The 4,266-nt window shown below is 43.3% G+C and carries 3 protein-coding genes; all 3 read left to right on the top strand.

Translation table 11 applies throughout. The features are described 5' to 3' along the window. Positions 1-611 precede the first annotated feature (611 nt). The 3 genes from KTE19_RS12965 (at position 612) to KTE19_RS12955 (ending at position 4,208) form a co-directional block, all read left to right on the top strand. Positions 612-1,907: an argininosuccinate synthase gene (locus KTE19_RS12965; RefSeq protein ID WP_217342455.1), complete on the top strand. Its 1,296-nt coding sequence runs from the start codon at positions 612-614 to the stop codon at positions 1,905-1,907. Beyond that, a complete protein-coding gene (gene argH, locus KTE19_RS12960; protein WP_217161563.1) occupies positions 1,908-3,290 on the top strand; it encodes an argininosuccinate lyase in 1,383 nt (460 codons plus the stop codon). A gap of 261 nt (positions 3,291-3,551) precedes the next feature. Beyond that, on the top strand, positions 3,552-4,208 hold the full coding sequence (locus KTE19_RS12955; RefSeq protein WP_217342454.1) for a KxYKxGKxW signal peptide domain-containing protein: 657 nt from the start codon (positions 3,552-3,554) through the stop codon (positions 4,206-4,208). Positions 4,209-4,266 lie beyond the last annotated feature (58 nt).

The raw sequence follows: 4,266 nt of genomic DNA, 5'->3' as shown, positions 1-4,266 counted from the left end.
CACCTCATACTTAATTAATAATTCTATGGTACTCAAAAAGACGTCTACGAAGTAGACGTCCAGTTATTTAGTGCTTACGTTAGAAAACAAAAAATGGCAGTTAAAGAATCTATTTTTATTGAAAATGTATATTAGGAATAATATTTATCAAAATACTGAATAAATCATAAAAAAGGTTGCAATTAATGAATATCGGTGTTAACCTCATTACTATTAACTTTATAGGTCAGCTCCTCCAGGCAGAGATCTGCGCGTAAGCACCCCAAACAAAAATTCCCAAAACCGGAATTTCTGTTTGAGGAGCCTTACACTCCGATCTCTAACCGCCTGGATCCGCTCACTATATTAGGACAGCTGCGTAAAGCAGAAGTCTGCATGTAAGCACTACCGAGAAAAATTCCAAAATCGGGAATTTCCCTCGGCGGAGACTTACCTTCCGACTTCTAACCACTTTACTCCGCTCACTATATTAGGACAGCTACTCAAAGCGGAAAGCTACATGTAAGGACCTCGGATAGAAATTTCAAAACCGGAAATTTCTATCCGAGGACACTTACACTCCGCTTTCTAACCGCTTTGATTCGCTCACTACACAGATAAGGGGTTTTAACATGACAGAAAATAATAAAGTAATCCTAGCTTACTCCGGTGGCTTGGACACATCCGTTGCAATTGCTTGGCTAAAGGACAAAGGCTATGACGTTGTTGCCTGCTGCATCAATGTTGGCGAAGGTAAGGATCTTAATTTTATTAAGCAAAAGGCTTTAAACGTCGGTGCCATCAAAGCATATGTGATTGACGCCTTAGACGAATTCGCCGACAACTATGCAGCTGTTGCTTTAAAAGCTAACGCAATGTACGAGGGATCATATCCCTTGATCTCTGCTTTATCACGCCCCCTTATTTCCAAAACGTTAGTTGAAGTTGCCCATCAAGAGCACGCAGTTGCCGTTGCTCACGGTTGTACTGGAAAAGGAAATGATCAGGTTCGTTTCGAAGTTGCGATTCATGGGCTCGATCCACAGCTTGAAGTTCTCAGCCCAGTTCGTGACTGGCACTGGTCTCGTGAACAAGAAATTGAATATGCTAAGGATCATAACATTCCGATTCCAATCGACCTTGACTCACCCTATTCAATTGATGCCAACATTTGGGGCCGAGCTAACGAAGCCGGCATTTTGGAAGATCCATGGCAGAGCGCGCCAGAAGATGCCTTTGCAATTACCAACCCAATTGAAAACACCCCGGATACGCCAACGGAAGTGCAAATCACTTTTGAAAAAGGAATCCCAGTTGAATTGGACGGTAAGAAGATGAAGTTCGCTGACATCATCCAGGATTTAAACAAGATCGCCGGTGAAAATGGCGTTGGCCGAATCGACCACATTGAAAACCGTTTGGTTGGAATCAAATCTCGTGAGGTATATGAAGCACCTGCAGCAACCGTTTTGCTCAAAGCCCACAAAGAGCTTGAAGACTTAACGTTCGAGCGTGATTTGGCTCACTTCAAGCCAACTGTTGAGAAGCAACTCAGCGGACTCGTCTATAACGCCCTTTGGTTTTCACCGTTGATGGATTCAATTCAAGCCTTTATCGACAAATCACAAGAAGTTGTTAATGGCGTCATCAAATTGCAATTATTCAAAGGCAACGTCATGGTACTTGGTCGTAAATCATCTTCATCACTCTATGATAAAGATTTGGCTACTTACACGTCTTCTGATTCATTCGACCAAGAAGCCGCCAAAGGATTCATCAAGCTCTGGGGATTACCAACTCAGGTTTATCAACAAGTTCAACTCAAAAATAAGCAAGCACAGTTCGTCCAGGCGGTTACCAAGTCTCAATTGAAGGATAAGGTGACAGTTCACGATCAATATTCCACACATATGGGAGCTAAAAAATAGATGAGTACTAAGAAACTTTGGGGCGGTCGGTTTCAAGCCCAAGCATCCAAATGGGTGGACGAGTTTGGCGCTTCGATTTCCTTTGATCAACTAATGGCTGAAGAGGATATCGAAGGATCACTTGCCCATGTGAAGATGTTGGGGCACACGAAGATCTTAAATGAGTCAGATGTTGCCCAAATTGTGCAAGGGTTGGAAGACTTGCGAGATGAGTTGCATGCTGGCAAGCTACACTTCACAGTTGAAAATGAAGATATCCATATGAACATCGAGGCACTATTGACTGAGAAAATTGGTCCGGTTGCAGGTAAGCTTCATACTGCCCGTTCTCGAAATGACCAGGTTGCCACTGATTTTCATTTATACCTCAAGAAGCGGCTGCCAAAGGTGATTGATGAAATCACAACTTTGCAACAGACGTTGATTGAAATGGCTGAAAAAAATGTTGAAACCATCATGCCAGGATATACGCATTTGCAACATGCCCAACCAATTTCTTATGGTCATTATTTAATGGCTTATTATCAGATGTTGAAACGGGATAAGGAACGGTTTGAATTTAATATGAAGCATACCGATATCTTACCGTTAGGGGCTGCCGCACTTGCCGGGACGACTTTCCCCATTGACCGGGAATACACGGCTCAGGAACTCGGCTTTGATGATGTTTATGCTAACTCGTTGGACGCTGTTTCTGATCGGGACTTCGCTTTGGAATTCTTAAGTAATAGTGCCATTTTGATGTTGCATTTATCGCGGTTTTGCGAAGAAATCAGTATGTGGGTCAGTCATGAGTTTAAGTATCTTGAACTCAGTGACGCCTACACCACTGGCAGTTCGATCATGCCTCAAAAGAAGAATCCGGATATGGCCGAGTTGATTCGGGGCAAGACGGGTCGGGTATATGGTCATTTGATGCAATTACTAGCGACGATGAAATCCTTACCGCTTGCTTACAACAAGGATTTACAGGAAGACAAAGAGGGTGTCTTTGATACCGTCAAAACATTGCTGCCAGCCCTGAAGGTTTTCAACGGGATGTTGAAGACTGCAAAGCCGAATGTTGAACGGATGAAACAAGCGACTGAAAATGACTTTTCTAATGCGACTGAGTTAGCCGATTATTTGGCGGCTAAGGGGGTTCCGTTTAGGCAGGCCCATGGGATTGTTGGTCAACTGGTTCTTAAGGGATTGCAAACGCATCAAAATCTTCAGGATATGTCTTTGACGGATTTGCAAGCAGCCTCACCTAAAATCGAAGCAGACGTTTATCACGACCTCAAGTCAGAAGTAGCGGTTGAGCGGCGGCATTCACTGGGGGGAACAGGATTTGACCAGGTCAAACTGCAGATTGAAAAAGCAAAAAAAGAATTAAATCATTAATCGAAAACCGGTTACTTTTAGCTGTTATACCACGCAGCCAAAGTAGCCGGTTCTTTTGTTAAAGCAAACATTTTTCGGTGGTAATTGAGAGTTGTCCACTAATAATGGGAATGTAAATACTTTGTAATAGTTATTAACATCAACTAGTTAGGGTGGTACTATAATAGTGTAGATCATTAAGCGATCTGTTATGCTGAGATTACACTGATTTAATAATTAAATATGAATTAGGTGTAACAATTATTAAAAGGGGGTTCACCGATGCGAAGAAGTAATTGTTCGCGTAATAATTTGTGGGGGAAATCTGAAAAAACAGATCTGCACTACAAAATGTATAAGGTTGGCAAAAAATGGGTGTTTGCTAGCCTTTTTATGTTGTCTTTAGGTTCATTTATGTTATCGGGAGTTTCTGTTCATGCCGATACCCAGGCTGAATTTGCAAAAAATGAAGCTGCTACGAGTACGACACTTGTCAAATCAGCGGCTAACGATACATCAACGGCTGCGACGAATCAGGCGGCTAGTACCGCAACGACTTCTGAAGCTGGGTCCACGGCAAACTCATCAACTGACACGACAACTACAAGTGCCGATACGACAAGCACAACTGCTACTACAAATGCTTCAAGCACAGGTAGTTCGGATGCCGTCAAAGCAACTTCAACAGCCAGTGCTGCGGTGAGTCAAGCAAGTAAGGCGGTTGCTTCTGATAGTACGGCCACCAGCAATGCGCAACAAGCATCAACTTCTGCTCAACCTAGCGATGCTTCGGCAGCAAGTTCCAAAGCTGCAACCTCTGCTGGATCAGGGACAGTGAAGTCTGACGCCAGCGCAACAAATGCCAAGTCAGATGCAAGCAAAGCCGCTAGTGAAACGAGTGGCGCATCCAACGCTGCCTGGATTGAAGTCAATATTTGAGACAGGTTTTAAGAGACATTCAGAACCGCGTTTACCTGCCACAGCTCAAATAAATCAT

It is taken from the genome of Lentilactobacillus dabitei, from assembly GCF_019061365.1.
Classification (GTDB): Bacteria; Bacillota; Bacilli; order Lactobacillales; family Lactobacillaceae; genus Lentilactobacillus; species Lentilactobacillus dabitei.
Note: the sequence above shows the minus strand (reverse complement) of the source record. Positions and strands in the feature narration are given on the sequence as shown.

Excerpts from the sequence above, each read along its gene's own strand:
- KTE19_RS12955 (WP_217342454.1), top strand. The coding sequence starts at position 3,552 with ATGCGAAGAAGTAATTGTTCGCGTAATAATTTGTGGGGGAAATCTGAA.
- argH (WP_217161563.1), top strand. The coding sequence starts at position 1,908 with ATGAGTACTAAGAAACTTTGGGGCGGTCGGTTTCAAGCCCAAGCATCC.
- KTE19_RS12965 (WP_217342455.1), top strand. The coding sequence starts at position 612 with ATGACAGAAAATAATAAAGTAATCCTAGCTTACTCCGGTGGCTTGGAC.